Source organism: Magnetospirillum fulvum MGU-K5 (assembly GCF_000442515.1).
In the GTDB taxonomy this organism is placed as follows: domain Bacteria; phylum Pseudomonadota; class Alphaproteobacteria; order Rhodospirillales; family Magnetospirillaceae; genus Phaeospirillum; species Phaeospirillum fulvum_B.
Window position 1 is genome coordinate 1 of record NZ_AQPH01000018.1, and the last position, 20,681, is coordinate 20,681.

The 20,681-nt window shown below is 66.0% G+C and carries 16 protein-coding genes and 1 tRNA gene; 10 read left to right on the forward strand and 7 right to left on the reverse strand.

Going from position 1 to position 20,681, the window contains the following annotated elements:
* Positions 1-94 precede the first annotated feature (94 nt).
* The 4 genes from K678_RS06580 to K678_RS06595 form a co-directional block, all read right to left on the reverse strand.
* On the reverse strand, positions 95-1,027 hold the full coding sequence (locus K678_RS06580) for an L-lactate dehydrogenase (RefSeq protein WP_021131679.1): 933 nt from the start codon (positions 1,025-1,027) through the stop codon (positions 95-97).
* 199 nt (positions 1,028-1,226) lie between these two features.
* A complete protein-coding gene (rpoD, locus tag K678_RS06585; RefSeq protein ID WP_021131680.1) occupies positions 1,227-3,221 on the reverse strand; it encodes an RNA polymerase sigma factor RpoD in 1,995 nt (664 codons plus the stop codon).
* An 83-nt stretch (positions 3,222-3,304) separates the two neighbouring features.
* A complete protein-coding gene (gene dnaG, locus K678_RS06590; protein ID WP_021131681.1) occupies positions 3,305-5,173 on the reverse strand; it encodes a DNA primase in 1,869 nt (622 codons plus the stop codon).
* 65 nt (positions 5,174-5,238) lie between these two features.
* Complete coding sequence (locus K678_RS06595) at positions 5,239-5,697, reverse strand: GatB/YqeY domain-containing protein (protein ID WP_021131682.1); 459 nt, start codon at positions 5,695-5,697, stop codon at positions 5,239-5,241.
* Between the two features lie 285 nt (positions 5,698-5,982).
* On the opposite strand from K678_RS06595, the gene carA reads away from it, so the two are divergent.
* From carA to K678_RS06625, 5 genes are all read left to right on the forward strand, one after another.
* Positions 5,983-7,188 carry a glutamine-hydrolyzing carbamoyl-phosphate synthase small subunit gene (carA, locus tag K678_RS06600; protein ID WP_021131683.1) on the forward strand — a complete coding sequence of 402 codons (1,206 nt, stop codon included), beginning with the start codon at positions 5,983-5,985 and terminating at the stop codon, positions 7,186-7,188.
* 38 nt (positions 7,189-7,226) lie between these two features.
* Positions 7,227-10,484 (forward strand): carbamoyl-phosphate synthase large subunit, encoded by a 3,258-nt coding sequence (carB, locus tag K678_RS06605; protein WP_021131684.1) that lies wholly within the window; start codon positions 7,227-7,229, stop codon positions 10,482-10,484.
* A gap of 65 nt (positions 10,485-10,549) precedes the next feature.
* On the forward strand, positions 10,550-11,023 hold the full coding sequence (gene greA / locus K678_RS06610) for a transcription elongation factor GreA (RefSeq protein WP_021131685.1): 474 nt from the start codon (positions 10,550-10,552) through the stop codon (positions 11,021-11,023).
* Positions 11,024-11,182: 159 nt separating this feature from the next.
* A complete protein-coding gene (locus K678_RS17630) occupies positions 11,183-12,883 on the forward strand; it encodes a heparinase II/III domain-containing protein (protein ID WP_021131686.1) in 1,701 nt (566 codons plus the stop codon).
* Between the two features lie 46 nt (positions 12,884-12,929).
* Complete coding sequence (locus tag K678_RS06625; RefSeq protein ID WP_021131687.1) at positions 12,930-14,039, forward strand: DegT/DnrJ/EryC1/StrS family aminotransferase; 1,110 nt, start codon at positions 12,930-12,932, stop codon at positions 14,037-14,039.
* A 4-nt stretch (positions 14,040-14,043) separates the two neighbouring features.
* Here the strand turns inward: K678_RS06625 and K678_RS06630 are convergent, their stop codons facing one another.
* A complete protein-coding gene (locus tag K678_RS06630; protein ID WP_021131688.1) occupies positions 14,044-15,117 on the reverse strand; it encodes a site-specific DNA-methyltransferase in 1,074 nt (357 codons plus the stop codon).
* Between the two features lie 31 nt (positions 15,118-15,148).
* Positions 15,149-15,343 carry a hypothetical protein gene (locus K678_RS18560; protein WP_155804482.1) on the reverse strand — a complete coding sequence of 65 codons (195 nt, stop codon included), beginning with the start codon at positions 15,341-15,343 and terminating at the stop codon, positions 15,149-15,151.
* Between the two features lie 178 nt (positions 15,344-15,521).
* Between K678_RS18560 and K678_RS06635 the strand changes: the two genes are divergently transcribed.
* Positions 15,522-16,574, forward strand: a complete 1,053-nt coding sequence (locus tag K678_RS06635; RefSeq protein ID WP_021131689.1) for a flagellar basal body P-ring protein FlgI — start codon at positions 15,522-15,524, stop codon at positions 16,572-16,574.
* Between the two features lie 227 nt (positions 16,575-16,801).
* Here the strand turns inward: K678_RS06635 and K678_RS06640 are convergent, their stop codons facing one another.
* Positions 16,802-17,329: a hypothetical protein gene (locus K678_RS06640; RefSeq protein ID WP_021131690.1), complete on the reverse strand. Its 528-nt coding sequence runs from the start codon at positions 17,327-17,329 to the stop codon at positions 16,802-16,804.
* Between the two features lie 60 nt (positions 17,330-17,389).
* Between K678_RS06640 and K678_RS06645 the strand changes: the two genes are divergently transcribed.
* The 4 genes from K678_RS06645 (at position 17,390) to K678_RS06660 (ending at position 20,535) form a co-directional block, all read left to right on the forward strand.
* Positions 17,390-18,838 (forward strand): cryptochrome/photolyase family protein, encoded by a 1,449-nt coding sequence (locus K678_RS06645; protein ID WP_021131691.1) that lies wholly within the window; start codon positions 17,390-17,392, stop codon positions 18,836-18,838.
* Between the two features lie 30 nt (positions 18,839-18,868).
* Positions 18,869-19,639 carry a formylglycine-generating enzyme family protein gene (locus K678_RS06650; RefSeq protein WP_021131692.1) on the forward strand — a complete coding sequence of 257 codons (771 nt, stop codon included), beginning with the start codon at positions 18,869-18,871 and terminating at the stop codon, positions 19,637-19,639.
* Between the two features lie 116 nt (positions 19,640-19,755).
* Positions 19,756-19,842, forward strand: a tRNA-Leu gene (locus K678_RS06655).
* Between the two features lie 81 nt (positions 19,843-19,923).
* Positions 19,924-20,535, forward strand: a complete 612-nt coding sequence (locus K678_RS06660) for a ribonuclease D (RefSeq protein ID WP_021131693.1) — start codon at positions 19,924-19,926, stop codon at positions 20,533-20,535.
* The last annotated feature ends 146 nt before the right edge of the window (positions 20,536-20,681 follow it).

Consider the following 20,681-nt stretch of genomic DNA (forward strand, 5'->3'; position numbering starts at 1 on the left):
TTTCTCTCATCAATCACAGGGGTGTTTGCGGGCTCGCCCGCAAGCGGGCCAGGGCGGCAGCCCGGTCGCGTCAGCGACACTCCCCCACTCGGCCCTACAGTTTGACGCTGTCCGCGGCCTCGCGCAGCACCAGGGCCGAACGGCGCAGTGCCGCCCGTTCCTCGTCCGAGAAGGCGGGATTGAGGGTTTCCAGAACGCCCCCGGCACCGACGATGCGCGGCAGCGAGAGGGTGACGTCGGCGATCCCTTCGATCTCGGGGGTCAGCGCCGAGACCGATAGCAGCAGGCGTTCGTCCTTGTTGATGGCGCGGATGATCCGGCTGAGACCGGCCCCGATACCGAACCAGGTCGCGCCTTTGCCGTCGATGATGCGATAGGCGGCGCGGCGGACCGATTCGTCGATGGTGGCCCGCGCCGCATCGTCGAGCGGACGGCCAAGCTGGTCCGCAACCTCGGCCACCGGGATTCCACCTGCCGTCGCCCCCGACCACCACAGCACCTCGGAATCGCCGTGTTCGCCCAGGACATAGGCATGGACCGAAGTCGGCGAAATCCCCAGATGCTCGGCCAGCAAGGCGCGGAAGCGAGCGCTGTCGAGGATCGTACCCGACCCGAACACCCGACCCGCCGGCAAGCCTGACAGACGGGCAACGATATCGGTGACGACATCGACCGGGTTCGAGGCGACCAACAGAACCGCGTCCGGGGCATTATCGAGAACGGCGGGAACGATCTGGCGGAACACGGTGGCATTGCGTTCCAGCAGATCAAGGCGGCTGTCACCCGGCCGTTGCGCCGCCCCGGCGGCCAGCACCACCACTTCCGACCCGGCCAGATCGGCATAGCCCCCGGCGCGGACCCGCGACGACCAGGCGAAGGGGGTGGCGTGCTGGATATCCTGGGCCTGGGCTTCGGCCAGTTTGGTGTTGAGATCGACCAGGACGATGTCGCTGGCGGTTCCCTGGAGGACCAGGGCATAGGCGGCGGTGCTTCCCACCGCGCCCGCTCCGACGATGCCGACTTTCATGTGCGTCGTTCTCCCATGTCAGGCTGTGGCCCGTATTGTAGGCCAACCCAGGAAGAGGGGGAAGACGATGTGGGGTCAATCCGACCAATGTCGCGATAATGACTCAATCGGTAACATACGGTCGTAATAAAACAAAAGCGAAGGAGAGAGACTCTCCTTCGCTTTGCCTGCCATGCCTTATTTAGGCGGCATTTGCACCCTAGGTATCGAGGAAGCTCCGCAGCTTGCGCGAGCGCGACGGATGCTTCAGCTTGCGCAGCGCCTTGGCTTCGATCTGACGGATACGTTCGCGGGTAACGCTGAATTGCTGCCCGACCTCTTCGAGGGTGTGATCGGTGTTCATGCCGATGCCAAAGCGCATCCGCAGCACCCGCTCTTCACGCGGCGTCAGGCTGGCCAGCACGCGGGTGGTGGTTTCGAGCAGATTGGCCTGGATCGCGGCATCGAGCGGCAGCACCGCGTTCTTGTCCTCGATGAAGTCGCCGAGGTGGGAATCCTCCTCGTCGCCGATCGGGGTTTCGAGCGAAATCGGCTCCTTGGCGATCTTCAGCACCTTGCGGACTTTTTCCAGCGGCATGCTGAGCTTTTCGGCCAGCTCTTCCGGGGTCGGCTCGCGGCCGATCTCGTGCAGCATCTGGCGCGAGGTGCGAACCAGCTTGTTGATCGTCTCGATCATGTGGACCGGGATACGGATGGTGCGGGCCTGATCGGCGATCGAGCGGGTGATCGCCTGACGAATCCACCACGTCGCATAGGTCGAGAACTTATAACCACGGCGGTATTCGAACTTATCGACCGCCTTCATCAGGCCGATATTGCCTTCCTGGATCAGATCGAGGAATTGCAGGCCACGGTTGGTGTATTTCTTCGCGATCGAGATGACGAGGCGCAAATTGGCCTCGATCATTTCCTTCTTGGCCTTGCTGGCCTCGCGCTCGCCCTTCTGCACCGTCTGGACGATGCGGCGATATTCGGTGATCGGCAGCCCGGATTCGCCCGAAATCCGCGAAATGGTGGCGCGGATATCGGCGATCTCGGTGGCGTGGCGGGCCGAGAATTCTTTCCAATGCTTGCCGCGCACCGCGACGTTCTCGACCCAATTAGGGGCCAGTTCCGAGCCGTAATAGGCGTCAAGGAAGTCGGGACGCTTGATCCGGCAGGATTCGGCCAGACGAAGCAGGCGGCCTTCCTGGGTCATCAGGCGACGGTTGATCCCGTTCAGCTGCTCGACCAGATGTTCGATCCGGGCATTGTTGAGGTGAATGCCCTGCATCAGCTTAATCAGCTCGGTCTTGAGCTTGTCGTACTTCTTTTCGATCGCAGGGGTCGCGGCCTCGCCCTTCGACAAGGCGGCCAGGCGCTGTTCCTGGACCTTTTCCATCTTCTGATGGGTGGCGGCGATCGCCTGGAAGGTCTCCAGCACCTGGGGCAGCAACTGAAGTTCCATCGCGGCCAGAGAAATCGAGTTCTCCTCGCCTTCCTCGACTTCGCCCTCGCCTTCGACCTCGGGCAGCGCGGGGTCGCGCTCTTCGCCTTCGACGGCGGGGGCGGCGGGATCGCCCGGCTCGGCCGGCTCGGCCGGACCGCGCTCCAATTCCTCTTCGGACAATTCGCCGCCGGGACCGGCGCCATAGGTGGCGTCAAGGTCGATGATGTCGCGCAGCAGCATCTTGCCCTCGACCAGGGCGTCATGCCACTCGACGACGGCGCGCAGCGTCAGCGGGCTTTCGCAGATGCCGCCGATCATCATGTCACGACCGGCTTCGATCCGCTTGGCGATGGCGATTTCGCCCTCGCGGCTCAGCAGTTCGACCGAGCCCATCTCACGCAGATACATCCGGACCGGATCATCGGTGCGGCCCAAATCTTCTTCGTCGACGTTGCCCGCGCCGGAATAGCCCTCGGTCTCGGTGGCTTCTTCCTCGCCCTCGGGCTGCGCCTCTTCGCCGTCTTCGCTTTCGACGACGTTGATGCCGAGTTCAGACAGCATCGCCATCGTGTCCTCGATCTGCTCGGACGAGACTTCCTCGGGCGGCATGGCGGCGTTCAGTTCGTCATACGTGACGTAGCCGCGCTCCTTGCCGCGCGCCACCATCTTTTTGACGGCGACCCCCAGGGTGTCGAGCAAAGGCCCATCCATCGACTCGTCCTGGTTCTCCGAGACTTCCGCCGTATTCGTCGATTTGGTCGCCATGAAAACCGTTACTCCTGAAGTCTCCGGCCCCGTCCCCCCGACGACGCCGAACCGGCCGGGGCGAGAGCCCCTGACCTTTATTTTTATTCCGTCCGGGACGGTGGGGCCTCGGTCCCCGCCGCCTCGTCGTCGCGGGCCGATGCCGAGCGTTCCTGTCGCTTGACCGCCTGGAAACGGGTCCAGGCCGCCGGCGACGCCTCTTCAGCCAGCCGCGCGTTGGCCTCGCTCACGTCTGCCTGCAAATCCTTGCGGGTGTAGCGGAGGTAGACATCGTTCCAGAGAGCCCGCGCGTCCTCGATCCTGTCGTAGCCACGGACCGAGTGCATTCGCCGTTCGCTCGCATCCAGCAAGGACTCCAGAACCGGGGATAATCCATCCGCCCGTAGATGGGCGGCAAGCTCGTCCGCGTCAAGCCCGCGCCCGGTCCCAAGGTGCTTTAGAATCCCGCGTCGAAGGTTGTCAAGCGACTCATTTGAAAACAAGCATCGTCCCAGCTCTTCATGAATCGGCTCGACCAGCCCCGGATTCGCCAGAGCAAGGGCCAGCATCACCCGTTCCTGCCGTTCGTAGGGCGGCCGCAGCCCCGAGGGCGCGCCGACTCCGACCAGCCGTCCGTCCTGACCGCGCAACCGTCCCAGCGGCGCACGCTTGCCCTTGCCGCTCCACGGCTGGGGCGCGGGACGCGGCGGGCGGAACGCCTGCCACAGCCGGTCGCGAAAGGCCCGGACGTATTGCCACCGTACCGTTTCGTCGGCAATCGACATCGCCCGCTCGATCAGAGCCTGTTCCAGCGCGGCACGACGTTCCGGGGTGTCGATGGCGCGGCCCTCGGCCTCCAGTCGCCACACCGCCTCGACCAACGGACGCGCCTGTTCCAGCACCTGGGTCATCGCCGCCGCCCCGCGACCGCGCAGCAGCGAATCCGGATCGTCACCGCTGGGCAGGATCGCGAAGCGCAGGCTGTGCCCCGGCTTCAACAGCGGAAAGGCCCGCTCCAACGCCCGGCCCATCGCCCGCTGACCGGCGCTGTCGCCGTCCAGGCACAGGGTCGGCTCGGGGGCGAGACGCCACAATTCCTCGATCTGCGCCTCGGTCACCGCCGTCCCCAGCGGCGCGACGGCATGGGTGAAGCCCGCCTGATTGAGGGCGATCACGTCCATATAGCCTTCGACCACCACCACCGCGCCCAAATCGCGGGCGGGCTGACGAGCCAGGGCCAGCCCGAACAGGACGTGTCCCTTGTGGAACACCGGAGTCTCGGGCGAGTTCAGATATTTCGGCTGACCGTCGCCCAAAGTTCGGGCACCAAAGCCGATCACCCGGCCGCGCCGGTCGGTGATCGGAAAGATCACCCGGCCACGGAAATAATCGAAGGCAGGGCCGCCGCCTTCGGGACGGCGCAGCAAACCGGCCTCGACCAACAGGCTTTCCGGCAGGCTGGCACTCATCAGCGACGAGCGCAGCGCTTCGCGCGAGTCCGGGGCCCAGCCGAGGCGGAAGCGGGCGATCGTCTCGTCGCTCAGGCCACGGGCGCGCAGATAGGCCAGTCCCTCGCGCCCGCCCGGCTTGCGCAAATTGGCCTCGAACCAGGCGCAGGCGGCTTCCAGCGCCTCGTGCAGCCCGGCGCGGCGGGTTTCGCGGGCGCGTTCCTCGGGAGTAGCGCGCGGCACCTCCAGCCCGGCTTCGGCCGCCAGCCGCTCCACCGCCTCGGTAAAGGGCAGGTTCGAGATTCGCATCTCAAAGCCGATGACGTCGCCATGCGCCCCACAGCCGAAGCAATGGTAAAAGCCCTTGTCCTCGTTGACGGTGAAGGACGGGCTTTTTTCGTTATGGAAGGGGCACAGGCCGGAATGTTCGCGGCCTTTGCGGGTCAGCTTGACCCGCCGACCGATCACCGACACCAGAGACAGGCGGGTCCGCAGCTCTTCGAGAAAAGACGGGGGAAAGGCCATCGGGCCAGGGTCCTGCTGTTACCGTCGTCGAAAAACCGAGGGAAAACGCGGCGAAATCGGACCGATCAGCCGCCCAGGGCCGACTTTACCACCACGCTGGCGCGGGAAAAATCCATCAGACCGGCATGACGCTCCTTGAGCGCAGCCATCACTCTCCCCATGTCCTTGATGCCGGTGGCACCGATATCGGCGATCACCGCCCGGATCGCCTCGGCCACTTCGTCGGCGCTCATCTGACGGGGGAGGAAGCGTTCGATGATGGCGATTTCCTCGGCTTCCCGTTCCGCCAGCTCCAACCGCCCACCTTGCTCGTAGATGGTAATGCTCTCACGCCGCTGCTTGATCATCGACTGGAGCATCTGGAGAATTTCTGTGTCGGGGATGCCGTCAGCCAACCCGTTCGGCCGCGCCGCGATGTCCCGATCCTTCAGCGCCGCCAGGATCAGCCGCACCGTCGACACCGTGCGGGCGTCCTTGCCCAGCATCGCCGTCTTTAGCGCATCACTCAACTCCTGCCGCAACATCGCATTCCCCTGTCAGACGTTCCTTCCCCCTACTTCGCGGGAAAGGAAACAAGCTAGCGCAAAACCGCCCCGAAGGAAAGCCCCGCACCCCCGGGCCAAACAGTTGAAATCTCGTGGATTTTACCCGGACACGGGAAGACTTGACTTCCCTCCTGGGCCTCTTTATAAGCCCCGCAACCACCTGCCGCCGACCGGGCGCACCCTGCCCAACCGTTCCCCGGGCATCCCGCGCGTTGCGAGATGACCCGGCGCTTGTCTGCGGCCGCGCCAGACGAAGGAACCAACATGCCGAACCTTGACGCCACCGCACTCAGCCCCACCGGCGAGGGGCCGGGTATCGACGCGACGCGCCCGCCGGGCGCCACCGGGGTTCTGGTCCTGGCCGACGGCACCGTGCTGTGGGGCAAAGGGATCGGCGCGACCGGCAGCCGGGTCGGCGAAGTGGTGTTCAACACCGCGATGACCGGCTATCAGGAAACGCTGACCGATCCGTCCTATGCCGGACAGATCATCACCTTCACCTTCCCGCATATCGGCAATGTCGGCACCAATCCCGAGGATCTGGAAACGCTGACCCCCGCCGCCCGCGGCCTGATCCTGCGCGCCGATATCACCCAGCCCGCCAACTGGCGCTCGGCCAAGCCGCTCAATGACTGGCTGATCGCCCACGGCATCAGCGGCCTGTGCGGGATCGACACCCGCGCCCTGACCCGCCGCATCCGCTCGAAGGGCGCCCCCAGCGGGGTCGTCGCCCATGCCCCCGATGGTCAGTTCGACCTGCCCGCGCTGGCCAAGATCGCCGCCGAATGGCCCGGCCTGAAGGGGATGGACCTCGCCCGCGAAGTGACCTGTGCCCAGTCGCATGTCTGGACCGAGACCGAGTGGGACCTGCGCAACGGCTATGGCGAGCAGACCGAGCCGAAATACCACGTCGTCGCCGTCGATTTCGGGGCCAAGCGCAACATCCTGCGCTGTCTCGCCGCGTCGGGCTGCAAGGTGACGGTGCTGCCCGCCGAATCCACCGCCGAGGACGTGCTGCGTCACCAGCCGGACGGGGTGTTCCTCTCCAACGGCCCAGGCGACCCCGCCGCGACCGGCCGCTATGCCGTGCCGATGATCCAGGGCGTGTTGAACGCCGGGACGCCGCTGTTCGGCATCTGCCTCGGTCACCAGATGCTGGCGCTGGCGCTGGGCGCCAAGACCTTCAAGATGGAAACCGGCCATCGCGGCGCCAACCATCCGGTTAAGGATCTCGCGACCGGCAAGGTCGAGATCACCAGCCAGAATCACGGCTTCGTCGTGGATGAGGCATCGCTGCCGGCCGGCACCTCCGTCACCCACCGCTCGCTGTTCGACGGTTCGGTCGAAGGCATCGCGGTCGAGGGCAAGCCGGTCTTCTCGGTCCAGTATCATCCCGAGGCCAGCCCCGGCCCGCAGGATGCTCATTACCTGTTCGAGCGCTTCATTGAGAAGATCGCCGCGTCGAAATAGTGTCTGTCTGAATTAAGAAAACCCGGGAACCCGCCGCCATGCCCAAACGTACAGACATCAAGTCCATTCTCATCATCGGCGCCGGTCCGATCGTCATCGGCCAGGCCTGCGAGTTCGATTATTCCGGGGTTCAGGCGTGCAAGGCGCTGAAGGAAGAGGGGTACCGGGTCATCCTGGTCAACTCCAACCCGGCGACGATCATGACCGATCCGGGGCTGGCCGACGCGACCTATGTCGAGCCGATCACCCCCGATTTCGTCACCCGCATCATCGAGAAGGAGCGTCCCGACGCCCTGCTGCCGACGATGGGCGGCCAGACCGCGCTGAACACCGCGATGAAGCTGGCCGACATGGGCGTGCTGGAGAAGTACGGCGTCGAGATGATCGCGGCCAAGCGCGACGTCATCGCCAAGGCCGAAGACCGGCTGCTGTTCCGCGACGCGATGGACAAGATCGGGCTGGATAGCCCGCGTTCGCGGCTGGTCCGCACCCTGGCCGAAGCCCGTGAGGCGATGCCGATCGTCGGGCTGCCCGCGATCATCCGCCCCAGCTTCACCCTGGCCGGAACCGGCGGCGGCATCGCCTATAACGTCGCCGAGTACGAACAGATCGTCGCGGGCGGTCTGGCCGCCAGCCCGGTGCACGAAGTTCTGGTCGAGGAATCCGTCCTCGGCTGGAAAGAGTACGAGATGGAGGTCGTCCGCGACCGCAAGGACAATTGCATCATCATCTGCTCGATTGAGAACGTCGATCCGATGGGGGTGCATACCGGCGATTCGATCACCGTCGCTCCGGCGCTGACGCTGACCGACAAAGAATATCAGATCATGCGCAACGCCTCGATCGCGGTTCTGCGCGAGATCGGGGTCGATACCGGCGGGTCGAACGTCCAGTTCGCGGTCAACCCCAAGGACGGCCGCATGACCGTCATCGAGATGAACCCGCGCGTGTCGCGCTCGTCGGCGCTGGCGTCGAAGGCAACCGGCTTCCCGATCGCCAAGGTCGCGGCGAAGCTGGCGGTCGGCTACACCCTGGACGAGCTGGCCAACGACATCACCGGGGTCACCCCGGCGTCGTTCGAGCCGACGATCGATTACGTCGTCACCAAGATTCCGCGCTTCACCTTTGAAAAGTTCCCCGGTGCCGACACCAACCTGACCACCTCGATGAAGTCGGTCGGCGAAGCGATGGCGATCGGCCGCACCTTCCAGGAAAGCCTCCAGAAGGGCTTGCGCTCGATGGAAACCGGGCTGACCGGCCTCGACGATGTCGAGATCCCCGGCTCGAACGCGGGCGACATGAAGGACGCGGTGAAGAAGGCGCTGGCCCAGCCGCGCCACGACCGCATCCTGGTGATCGCCCAGGCGTTCCGGCTTGGCCTCACCATCGACGAAGTCCATTCCGCCTGTTTCTACGACAAGTGGTTCCTGGGTCAGATCAAGGGCATCATCGATGCCGAGGAAGAGGTCCGCACCCACGGCCTGCCGATCGACGCCCCCGGCCTGCTGCGGCTGAAGAAGATGGGTTTCTCCGACCAGCGTCTGTCGCACCTGTCGGGCAAGACCCTGACCGAAACCGCCTTCCGCCGCGAAGTGTTCAACGTCAAGCCGGTCTATAAGCGGATCGACACCTGCGCCGCCGAGTTCCCCTCGTCCACCGCCTATATGTATTCCTGCTACGAAGGCGACGGCACCAACCCGGCGGAATGCGAATCCGAGCCGACCGACCGCGACAAGGTGGTGATCCTGGGCGGCGGGCCGAACCGGATCGGCCAGGGCATCGAGTTCGACTATTGCTGCGTCCATGCCGCCTATGCCCTCGAAGAGGCCGGCAAAGAGACCATCATGGTCAATTGCAACCCGGAAACGGTCTCGACCGATTACGACACCTCGGACCGGCTCTATTTCGAGCCGCTGACCGCCGAGACGGTGATCGATCTGGTCAAGGTCGAACAGCGCAACGGTCGGGTGCTGGGCTGCATCGTCCAGTTCGGCGGCCAGACCCCGCTGAAGCTGGCCCATGCGCTGGAACAGGCCGGGATTCCGATCCTGGGCACCAGCCCGGATTCGATCGATCTGGCCGAGGACCGCGAACGCTTCCAGCATCTGTTGCAGGACCTCAACCTGAAGCAGCCCGCCAACGGCACCGCCCGCTCGCTCGACGAAGCGAAGGCGATCGCCGAGCGGATCGGCTATCCGGTGGTGATCCGCCCCAGCTTCGTGCTGGGCGGCCGGGCGATGCAGATCGTCTATGACAACGAAGCGCTGGAACGCTACATGCGTGAAGCGGTGGTGGTGTCGGGCGACAATCCGGTGCTGATCGACCTGTACCTGAAGGACGCGATCGAGATCGACGTCGATGCGCTCTCGGACGGCACCCAGGTCTATGTCGCCGGGATCATGCAGCATATCGAGGAAGCGGGCATCCATTCGGGCGATTCCGCCTGCTCGCTGCCGCCCTACTCGATCGATCACGACACCATCGAGGAATTGGAGCGTCAGACCGTCGCCCTCGCCAAGGCGCTGGGCGTCGTCGGTCTGATGAACATCCAGTACGCGATCAAGGACGGGGTGGTTTACATCCTGGAAGTCAATCCGCGCGCCTCGCGCACCGTGCCCTTCGTCGCCAAGGCCACCGGCGTTCCGATCGCCAAGATCGCGGCGCGGGTGATGGCGGGTGAAACCCTGGCCTCGTTCGGCCTGACCACCCGCCCGATGATGAAGCATGTCGCGGTCAAGGAAGCGGTGTTCCCGTTCGCCCGCTTCCCCGGCGTCGACATCCTGCTTGGGCCGGAAATGAAATCGACCGGCGAAGTGATGGGGATCGATTCCGACTTCGCCCGCGCCTTTGCCAAAAGCCAGCTGGGGGCCGGGACCAATCTGCCGATCGAAGGCGGCGTGTTCCTGTCGGTCAAGGAAGGCGATAAGCCCTCGATGGTCGAGATCGCCCGCCGCCTGCTCGGCATGGGCTTTACCGTGATGGCGACCGAGGGAACGGCCCGGTACCTGCGCGAGCACGGCATCCGCAATATCGGCATCCTCAACAAGGTGCTGGAAGGGCGGCCGCATTGCGTCGATGCGATGCTGAACGGCCAGATCCATCTGGTGGTCAACACCACCGAGGGAAGTCAGGCGGTGAAGGACAGCTTCTCGATCCGTCATACCGCGCTGATGAACAACATTCCGCACTATACCACCGTGGCGGGTGCACGCGCCGCGGTCGAGGCGATCGAGGCGCTTCGGTGCGGCACACTTGATGTAGCGCCGTTGCAGTCGTATTTTGGGTCTTCGTTCTAGGGAGCGGCTAGGATGCGGCAGCCAGGGGGCACCGCCATACGGTCCCGTCTGACCGGGGTTTGTTAATGGAAAAAATCCCTATGACTCCCGCCGGGCTGGCCCAGCTGGAGGATGAATTACGGACACTCAAGACGATTGAGCGTCCGGCCGTGATTCGCGCGATCGCAGAGGCGCGCGAACATGGCGATCTGTCGGAAAACGCCGAGTATCATGCCGCGCGTGAACGCCAGAGCTTTATCGAAGGGCGCGTTGCCGAGTTGGAGGATGTCATCTCCCGCGCTCAGGTGATCGACGCCTCGACCCTGACCGGGGATCAGGTGCGCTTCGGCGCCACCGTGACCCTGGCTGACGAGGATTCGGACGACGAAGTGGCTTACACCATCGTCGGCGCCCACGAAGCTGACATCAAATCCGGCAGAATGTCGGTCCAGTCTCCGCTGGCCCGCGCTCTGATCGGCAAACATGTCGGCGATGCCGTCGAGGTCACCACCCCCGGCGGGTCGAAATCCTACGAAATCGTCGACGTCCGCTTCGGCTGACCGACGCTTTTTCCCGGTCGCTCAGGATAAAGGTTCCTCCCGGCTTGGCTGTCCGGGGTCGCGTGACCCCAGCCCAACGGGGAGGAATCTCCTGACGAACGGAGATATCCCCCGATCCCCGCTGGTCTCCGGTTCCGGTCTCGGCTAAAAAGCAGGACCATGCTACCCGCGCTGCTTCGCAAGACCCGTCCCTTGAGCGCTGATCCCGTATTGCGGCGATGGCTGGGGGCGCGTTTGTTGTGTCGTACGCCGGGAGAGCCGGCCTTTACCGCCCACCGTCCGCCGATCCTGGGCGAAGCCTGGGCCGGGTTGCCGCTGGAACGCCCGCAAACCTCATTCCCGTTGCTGTCCGCCGGATCGCCCGACCGGCCGATCGTGCTGCGCCTGCCCGGAACCGAAATCACGCTGAGCGCGGACAAGGCGACGCGGCTGTTCGAACGCCTGTTCGCCGATCCGGAAACACGGCGCGGGCTGCACCGTTTTAGCTGGGTCGAGCGGATGGAGTCCGACGACGACCCCCGCTGGGTCGGGATGATTTGGGCGGCGTGGCGCGCCCGCTTCGGCCGACCGGATACGTCGATGGCGTGGGAGGCCGACATCGCCGCCGACCGCGCCGCGACCCTGTTGACCTTTGCCCGCCGCCACGGCCTGCCCGGCCCGATCGAGACAACGCTGGCGATCCTGGCAGCCCACGCCCCGGCGATTGCGACGCGTCTCGATTATTTCGGCCCGCGCCGGACCAGTAGCCGCCTGTTCAACAACGGGCGCGGCTTGTACCGGCTGGGGCTGGAATTGGGGCTGCCTGCCGCCACCGAGGCCGGAACCCGGCTGATCCTGTCCGAAGCCGAGCGGATTTTCCGTCCCTCGGGGATGCTGGGCGAGGGCTCCACCCATCACCACCTGCTGCTGACCCGTGCCCTGGCCGATATCTGGCTGACCGCCACCGCGCACGGGCGGCCCGAGGCCGCGCCGCTGGAAGCCCGTTTGCGCGCCGCCGCCGGACAATTGACCCATCTGTATCTGCCGGGCGGGCTGCCGCTGATCGGGCAGATCGCCCCCGCAATCCCGCCCGCGCATCTGGCCTGCCTGCGCCCCGGCGGCAACCACGATTCCGGCTGGATGGCCACCTTGCCCCGGCCGGAGCGCGACCGCCTTGCCGCCCTGCTTGACGGTCTGCCGCTCGACCCCAGCCCGATCGACGACGGCTGGCTGTCAGCCCGGTTCGGGGCGTGGTCGGGGCTGTGGCATGTCGATCCCGAGGGCTGGTGCTCGCTGTCCGGCCACGGCCATCAGGATTGCGGCGGGTTCGAACTGCATCACGGTGACGAGGCGATCCTGATCGATCTCGGCAACGGTCCGCTTTCCGATCAGGATGCCGTCGCCGCCGCCCATAACGGGCTGACCGTCGATGGGGCCGACCCCTATCCCCCCAACCGCCCCTGCTATGCCCCCACGTTCCGCGACAAGATCGCCGGTCCGGCGGTGCTGGCCCATGACGAGGCGGGGGTGGCGCTGGCCCATCATGGCTTCCGCCGCCTGCGCCATGTCGGCATGGCCGAACGCCGCTGGCTGTTCGTGGGCGGCCGCGTCGAAATCCGCGACCGGATCGACGGCCGCGACCGTCACACCGTGATCCGGCGGCTCTATACCCCGTGCACGGTCGAACGGGCCGACCGGGGAGTGATCCTGATCACCGCCACCGGCCGCCGCTTCCGCGTTTCTGCGGGTGATGCGCCGCTTTTGCCCAATCCCTGCCTCCGCTGGCTGGCCCATGGCGAGTCCGCTCCCGCCACCGGAATTGTGCTGTCCCTGTTCCCCCAGTTTCCCTGGACCGGAACCCTGACCATCGAGGCGCTGTGACGATGCCTCTGGTCCCCGATTTCCGCTGGTACGAAGGAATTCGTTGATGATCTCTCAGGTGCCGTTGCTGGATCAGGGCTTGCTGACCCGCGCCCGGCGTCCCGCCTTTGGTGATGCCTCGCTGATCGCGCCGTGGCGACGGCAAGACGACGAAGCCCGTCTGCTCGACCGCTCCGCCCACGGACTGGCGGCGCTGGCGAAGGCGATTGGCGAGCGGCTGGGGCGGTCGCCCCGCGTCGCTCTGCCCGGCTGGATTTGCAGTCAGGCGTTGGAGCCGCTGCGTCACACCGGGGCCGGTCTGACCTATCTGCCGGTGTCGCCCAAGACCGGGCAGATCGATTGGGACGCCGCCGAACGATCGGGTCCGTTCGATATTCTGGTGGTGGTCCATACCTTTGGCGCGCCGGTCGATCTGGAACCGGCCCGCGCTTTGTGCGCCCGCCACGATTGCTTTTTGATCGAAGACGCCGCCCATGTCCTCGCCCCCGCATCCGGGATTGGCGAAGCGGGCGATGCGGTTCTGTTCAGCCCGCACAAGCTGTTCCCCTTGCCCGAGGGGGCGATCGTCAGCCTGTCATCCGCCGCGCGCGGCTGGGCCGCCGATTTCGACCGTGCCCTGGGCCAGCCGCCAATGGCCGAGGACGACCGCGCCTGGCTGAACCGGCGGCTGTTCCAGGATGCGGTGCCGGACTCGCTGCGCCGTTTTGTCCCGCAAAGCGGACCGTCGCGGTTCGAGGCCGATCCGCCCTTGTCCGATCCGCCCGCCCCGATCGCTCCGTCCGACATGGCCCGCCGTCTGCTCGCCGCCCTCGACATCGAGACCGAGGCGAAGCGGCGGCGCGACAATGCCGAAGCGTTGGCGAAGGTGGTCGCCCGGCTGAAGGATGTCCGGCTGCTGTTCCCCAAATCGAAGGCGGTGCCCTATCGGCTGGCGCTCAGGGCCGACAGCGCCGAGGTGGCGGCGGCCCGCTTCGCCGCCCTGCGCCAAGCCCATCTGCCGGTCGAGACCTGGCCCGATCTGCCGCCCCGCGTCGTCGCCGATCCCAACCACGCCCAAGGCGCGATCGCGCTGCGCAACACGGTCCTGCTGCTGCCAGTCCATGGCAGCCTGCCCACCGACGAGCTTGCCCGCGCCTATCGCCGGGTTCTGAAGTAGGACTCTATAAGGTCGCGCGAATCTGCTCGCGCAGATGGTCGATCGGCACCAGGGCGCCGGTATCGTCCTCGTAATGCCAAAAGGTCCAGCCGTTGCAGGCCAGGGCCTCCTGGATCTGGGCGCCGACCTTGTGGATCGACCCGCGTACCGTCCCGCTGCACACCGTGCCGTCGGCGGCAATCGTCGCGGTATGGGTGCGCCGCGCCCCGCCGAACAGGGCCTGACCGGGCTTCAACAGACCGGCCTCGATCAGCGACCCGAACGGAATGCGCGGTTCGGTGCGGCGCGACGGCGTGACCAGCAGAGCGGGATCGGGAGCGGGGCCGATCTCGGCCAGCCGGGCCCGCGCCGCCTTGATGTACTCGGGATCGCGTTCGAAACCGACATAATGCCGCCCCAGCTTCAGCGCCGCCGCCCCGGTGGTGCCGGTGCCGAAGAACGGGTCGAGCACGACATCGCCCGGCTTCGTCGTCGCCAGAATAACGCGGTAGAGCAGCGATTCCGGCTTCTGAGTCGGGTGGGTCTTGCGCCCGTCGGTCTTCAACCGCTCCGGCCCGATGCACAGCGGCAACATCCAGTCGCTGCGCATCTGGAGATCGTCGTTCAGCGCCTTCATCGTCGCGTAATTGAAGGTCGGCCGCGCATGGGCCGAGCGGGCGCACCACAACAGGGTCTCGTGGGCATTGGTGAAGCGGGTGCCCATGAAATTCGGCATCGGGTTGGTCTTGCGCCAGACGATGTCGTTCAGCAGCCAGAAGCCCTGATCCTGGAGGATCGTGCCGACGCGGTGGATGTTGTGGTACGAGCCGATCACCCACAGCGCACCATCGGGCTTTAGCACCCGCCGCGCCGCCTCAACCCAATCGCGGGTAAAGGAATCGTAGGCGGCGAAATCGGCAAAGCGATCCCAATCCTCGTCCACCCCATCGACCCGCGTGGCATTGGGACGGATCAGATCGCCGCCGAGTTGCAGATTATAGGGCGGATCGGCAAAGACCAGATCGATCGAACCGGCAGGCAACCGATTCATTCCGGCGATGCAATCGCCCTCCAGGATGGTATCGAGGGGAAGGGACATTCGTCCAATGTCGGCGAAGGCGGCGGTGCCGTCAACCCCGAGACTCGGACGGTCCAAAGGCGCGGTGAATCCCGGCGCAGGCCGACCACAGATCACAGCGGCGACGAGCGGCGCAGCGGCATCCGTCTTCGACCAGGGGAGGAACGTCGCCATCGGCCCCCCGGCACAGAGCCGTCATCATTGCCTGAACCCGCTGCGGCAAGCACTCTTTGGTTCCGCTGTGCATCGGTCGCCTCCCCTCTGCCAGATCGCCCCAAGTGTACATGCGCGCCTCGCGCGATAAAAGCGTCTCTTAATGTCACCCTGTGGCAAAGTGATCCTCACCCGGGGCTGGCCCGACCCGCCCGGCCCGGCGCATGATGGCGGCGTTGAAATGCGATGAGGACAGGGAAAGGACCGCCACCATGATCGCCCGCGCCAGTGTGACCCTGTTGGCTTCCCTGCTGCTGGCTGTCCCCGCGATGGCCCAACAGGTCCGGGTCAAGGACATCGCCAGTATCGGCGGAATGGCCGAAGCGGGCTTTTCCGGCTTTGGCATGGTGGTCGGCCTCGCCGGAACCGGGGATTCGCGTCCCGCGCCAGGGGGAGCCTTCCCGTCCGGGCGCAACACCGCGATGGTAATGGTGACGGCACGGCTGGCACCGGGACTGCGTGCCGGAAGCCGGGTCGACGTCACCGTCTCCGCCACCGGCGATGCCCGCTCTCTGGCAGGCGGCACCCTGGTTCCCACCGCGCTGGAAGGTGGCGACCGCCGCGTCTATGCCGTCGCCGAAGGCCCGGTCGCCGCCGCCGGATCGTGGGCGGGTGGAGCCAGCGCCTCGGTAACGCGGGGCAGCCCGACCACCGGCACCATTCCCGGGGGGGCGACGATCGAACGCGACCTGCCCCCGGCGCTGGGGGCCGAAGGCGAAGTCCGCTTCCTGCTGCGCCGCCCCGATTTCACCACCGCCCGCCGTCTGGCCGAGGCGATCAATAGCGCACTGGGGCGCAAACTCGCCCGCCCGCTCGACAATGCGGCGGTGGCGGTCGCGGTGCCGCCCGATTACCCCGATGGAGCGGTGGGGCTGATCGCCACCGCCGAGAATGCGGTGCTGACCCCCGACCGGGCCAGCCGGAATGTGGTGATCGACAGTCGTACCGGGGCGGTCGTCGCCGGGCTGGACATCCCGCTGGCTCCGCTGGCAATCAGCCATGGCGATCTGACCATCCGGGTACGGGAGACACCGCAAGTGTCGCAACCGGCTCCGTTCTCGTCGGGGGGAAAAACGGTGGTGGTGCCGCGCAGTTCGGTCGAGATCGACGAGGCGGACCACAGCGTGACGATCCCGCCGGGCGGTACCGTCGGCGATCTGTTGAATGCTCTGTCCAAGGCCGGGATGTCGGCGCTGGATCGGATTGCGGTGCTTCAGGCGGTGCGGGCGGCGGGTGGCTTCGATGCCGAGCTGGTCTCGCGCTGACCGCGCTAACACGCTAACGCTGCGCGTCCGGGCTATCGCCCAGACCCATTTGGAGGCAAAAGCCTCCAAACCTCCACTTTAGCTTTTTATTTCAATAAAATAATAAAAGGGAGGGCTCGGGAGGCCAAAGCCTCCCGATCAGGGGATCGGGGGCCGAAGCCCCCGAAAAACGTCGTTACCGTGCGTTTCCCTGCCCCTAGCCAAGCTTGGACGCGGATGCCAAGGACCTACTTGACCGGGGTCCAGTCAGACCAGCCGCCCCCGGCCATGGGCGAGCGGCAAAAGCCGATATCCCAGCTCTGGGTGCTGATCTTGGGATGAACGCTGTCGAAGGTGAAGGCACCGTCCTTGATCGCGGGCAGTTCTTCCGAGACGGTGATAGTGACGCGGTTATCGACGCAATCCTGCGCCTCGGTGGTTTCGTGGCGGGTGGTGCGGGCGACGACGCGATAGGTCGAATGCTTTTCCTCGGCCGACGCCTCGGACGATTTGCCGGGGCCGCTGTCTTCGAGGTTGGATACCCGGTTGCGGATCGCCTTCAGCGCCAGATCCTTGACCACGCCGCTGGTCAGCCGGTTGGCCGGGCCATTGGGGGCGGCATAGAAGGAATCGACCTGGGCAAAGGTGGTCTCGATCACCGCGACCGGCAGCTTCGCCTCGCGGGCAACGTCCGAGGCATCGGAGGCCAGCGCCGGAACGGCAAGAACGGCCAGGACCGCCGTCAGCGGCAAAATTGATCTGGAAGTGACGGGCATGATTAAAGTCCTCCTTCGGGGTCCGGACGGGACGCGACACTGTGACGAAGGAGAGGTGCGATGACAAGACCGGCGATCGTCTGGTTCCGCCGCGACCTTAGGCTGGCCGACAACCCGGCTTTAGCCGAGGCGGCGGCAAGCGGGCAGACGGTGATCCCGCTTTATATCGACGAAACCGGGCGACCGGAGTCCGAGGCCGATGGCGCGGCCACCCGCTGGTGGCTGCATCATTCGCTGGCGTCTCTTGGCCAGGGTCTCGCCCGATTGGGCGCGCCGCTCTGTCTGCGCCGGGGTGAGCCGCTGGCGGTGCTGGACGCGCTGATCGCCGAGACCGGAGCCTCGCGGGTGCTGTGGAACCGCCGCTACACCCCGCACGCAATCGCGACGGACAGCCGGATCAAGGCCGCCCTGACCGAGCGAGGGATCGAGGTTCGCTCGTTCAAGGCCGGGCTGCTGTTCGAGCCGTGGGAGATCGCCACCAAGGGCGGCACCCCGTTTCGGGTGTTCACCCCGTTCTGGCGCGCCTGCCTGGCCGCACCCCCGCCCGAGCGGCCGCTGCCGACACCCGAGATTCTGCCCCCCTGCCCCGACGCTCCGCCCGGCGAGACGCTTGAGTCCTGGGGGCTGCTGCCGACCAAGCCAGACTGGGCGCACGGGTTGGCGGCCGAGTGGCAACCGGGCGAAGCGGGGGCCGAAGCGCGGCTTGCCACCTTCCTCGACCATCGGCTGGAATCCTATGCCACCGCCCGCGACCGGCCCGGACAAGCGGGCACCTCGCGTCTGTCGCCCCATCTCGCCTGGGGCGAACTTTCGCCCCGCCGCGCCTTTCACGCCACCCGCGATGCGGTGGCCGGAGGAACCGGGCTTGACCGCTTCCTGGCCGAACTGGGCTGGCGCGAATTCTGCGCCCATCTGCTGTTCACCCAGCCCGATCTCGCCGAGCAGCCGCTCCGGGGTGAGTTCGCCGCCTTTCCCTGGCGCGACGATCCCGACGGTCTGGCGGCGTGGCAGCAGGGCCGCACCGGCTTTCCCCTGGTCGATGCCGGGCTGCGCGAATTGTGGACGACCGGATGGATGCACAACCGGGTGCGGATGGTGGTCGCCTCATTCCTGGTCAAGGATCTGCTGCTGTCGTGGCAGTTGGGCGCCCAATGGTTCCACGACACCCTGGTTGATGCCGACCCGGCCAGCAACGTCGCCAGTTGGCAATGGGTGGCCGGATGCGGGGCCGACGCCGCCCCGTTCTTCCGCATCTTCAACCCGACGCTTCAGGGCGAGAAATTCGACCCCGACGGGGCCTATGTCCGCCGCTGGTGCCCGGAACTGGCCCGGCTGCCCGATCGCTGGATTCACCAGCCCCACCGCGCCCCCGAGGCGGTGCTGCGTCAGGCCCAAATCCTCCTCGGCCGCACCTATCCCCATCCGATCGTCGATCACGATGCCGCCCGCCGCCGCGCCCTGGCGGCAATGGAGAATTGTCATGGCAGCGCGGAGGGCGACCGACGTTAGATCCTCCCGACACTATTATGGGAGAAAGCCATGTCACTCCGAACCGTTGTGATCGCCGCCCTGCTGGCCGGAGGGCTCGCGGCCTCGACCCCGGCGCGGGCCGAACCGGCGGCGGGCGCTCAATGGACCGATCCCGCCACCGGCATCACCTTCGTCTGGGTTCCGAGCGGAACGTTCGAGATGGGCTGTAGCGGAACCGGCTGCCCCGAGGCCGAGGCCCCAACCCATCCCCGCCGCGTCGGCGGGTTCTGGATGTCGCGGACCGAGATCACTCAGGGGCAATGGGGCCGCCTGATGGAGACCAACCCGTCGAAATTCCACAAGGGCGACGATTACCCGGTTGATCAGGTGACCTGGGAAGACGCCCACGCCTTGCTCGCCAAGATGAACAAGCGCGGCACCGGCACCTTCCGTCTGCCCAGCGAGGCCGAGTGGGAATATGCCTGCCGCGCCGGGAATCCGTCCGATCCCTATTGCGGTGGCTCCGCTCCCGACGCAGTGGCGTGGTTCAACGCCAATTCGAAAATGGCGACGATGCCGGTGGCGACCAAGGCGGCCAACCGCTTTGGCCTCTACGACATGAGCGGCAATCTCTACGAATGGGTCGAGGATTGCTGGCACGACAGCCATGCCGGGGCTCCCGCCGACGGCAGCGCCCGCACCGGCGGAGAATGCCTGTCGCGGGTGTTGCGCGGCGGATCGTGGGGAAATTACCCGGCCCAGGTCCGCGTCACCACCAGACGCAGCGACACTGACGTCAAATGCCCGTTTATCGGCCTGCGGCTGGTCCGCCAGCCCTGAGCGGGACGGCCAAACAAAAAAGATTTTATCGAACCGTAAAAAACAGCATTGACAGGGAGGGCGCCCTCGAATATTTCTCTGGGCCTCGGACGGCAGCGGTCGTTCGCAGGCTACCTGCCCAGGTGGCGGAATTGGTAGACGCGCTAGATTCAGGTTCTAGTGGCCGAAAGGTCGTGGAAGTTCGAGTCTTCTCCTGGGCACCATCGCCTTGGTCTTTGGATCAAGGTCGGATGGCTAAAAATGGACGCGGTGCCGCTCCTCCCTGATTTTCATAGGAGCAGCCCGTGTCCTTTTTTTATTACCGTGACGATCTTCCCGCCGATCTCGATCTCGGCCCGGTGGTCGCCATCGATACCGAGACAATGGGGCTGAATCTGCATCGCGACCGCCTGTGCGTGGTGCAATTGTCGTCCGGCGACGGCAACGCTCATATCGTCCATTTCCCCGAAGCGCGTTGGGACTCGCCCAACCTGACCCGGCTGTTCGCCGATCCCAAGGTCACCAAGCTGTTCCACTTCGCCCGCTTCGATCTGGCGATGATCCGCCGCCATTTCGGCGTGCGCTGCCAGCCGGTCTATTGCACCAAGATCGCGTCGCGGCTGACCCGCACCAACACCGACCGCCACGGCCTCAAGGATCTGTGCCGCGATCTGGTCGGAATCGAGCTGTCGAAGCAGCAGCAATGCTCGGATTGGGGCGCGGCCTCGCTGACCGAGGAACAGATCGCCTATGCCGCCTCGGACGTGCTGTATCTGCACCAGATGCGCGCCCGTCTCGACGAACTGCTGGCACGCGAGGGCCGCACCGAGCTGGCCCAGGCCTGCTTCGACTTCCTGCCCGACCGTGCCGAACTCGATCTGGCCGGCTGGCCCGAGGAAGATATCTTCGCGCACTAAACTATCCCCCTCTGCCTAAGCGTGCCCTCCGGGCACTTGGCCGCTGCCGCAATGGCCGCAATCGCATCGTGCGTCATGTTTGACGCACGATGCTCCAGCACCTGATCTCGCCGGGCGACGCGCCCAACGTGGCCGCGTCGCCGTAC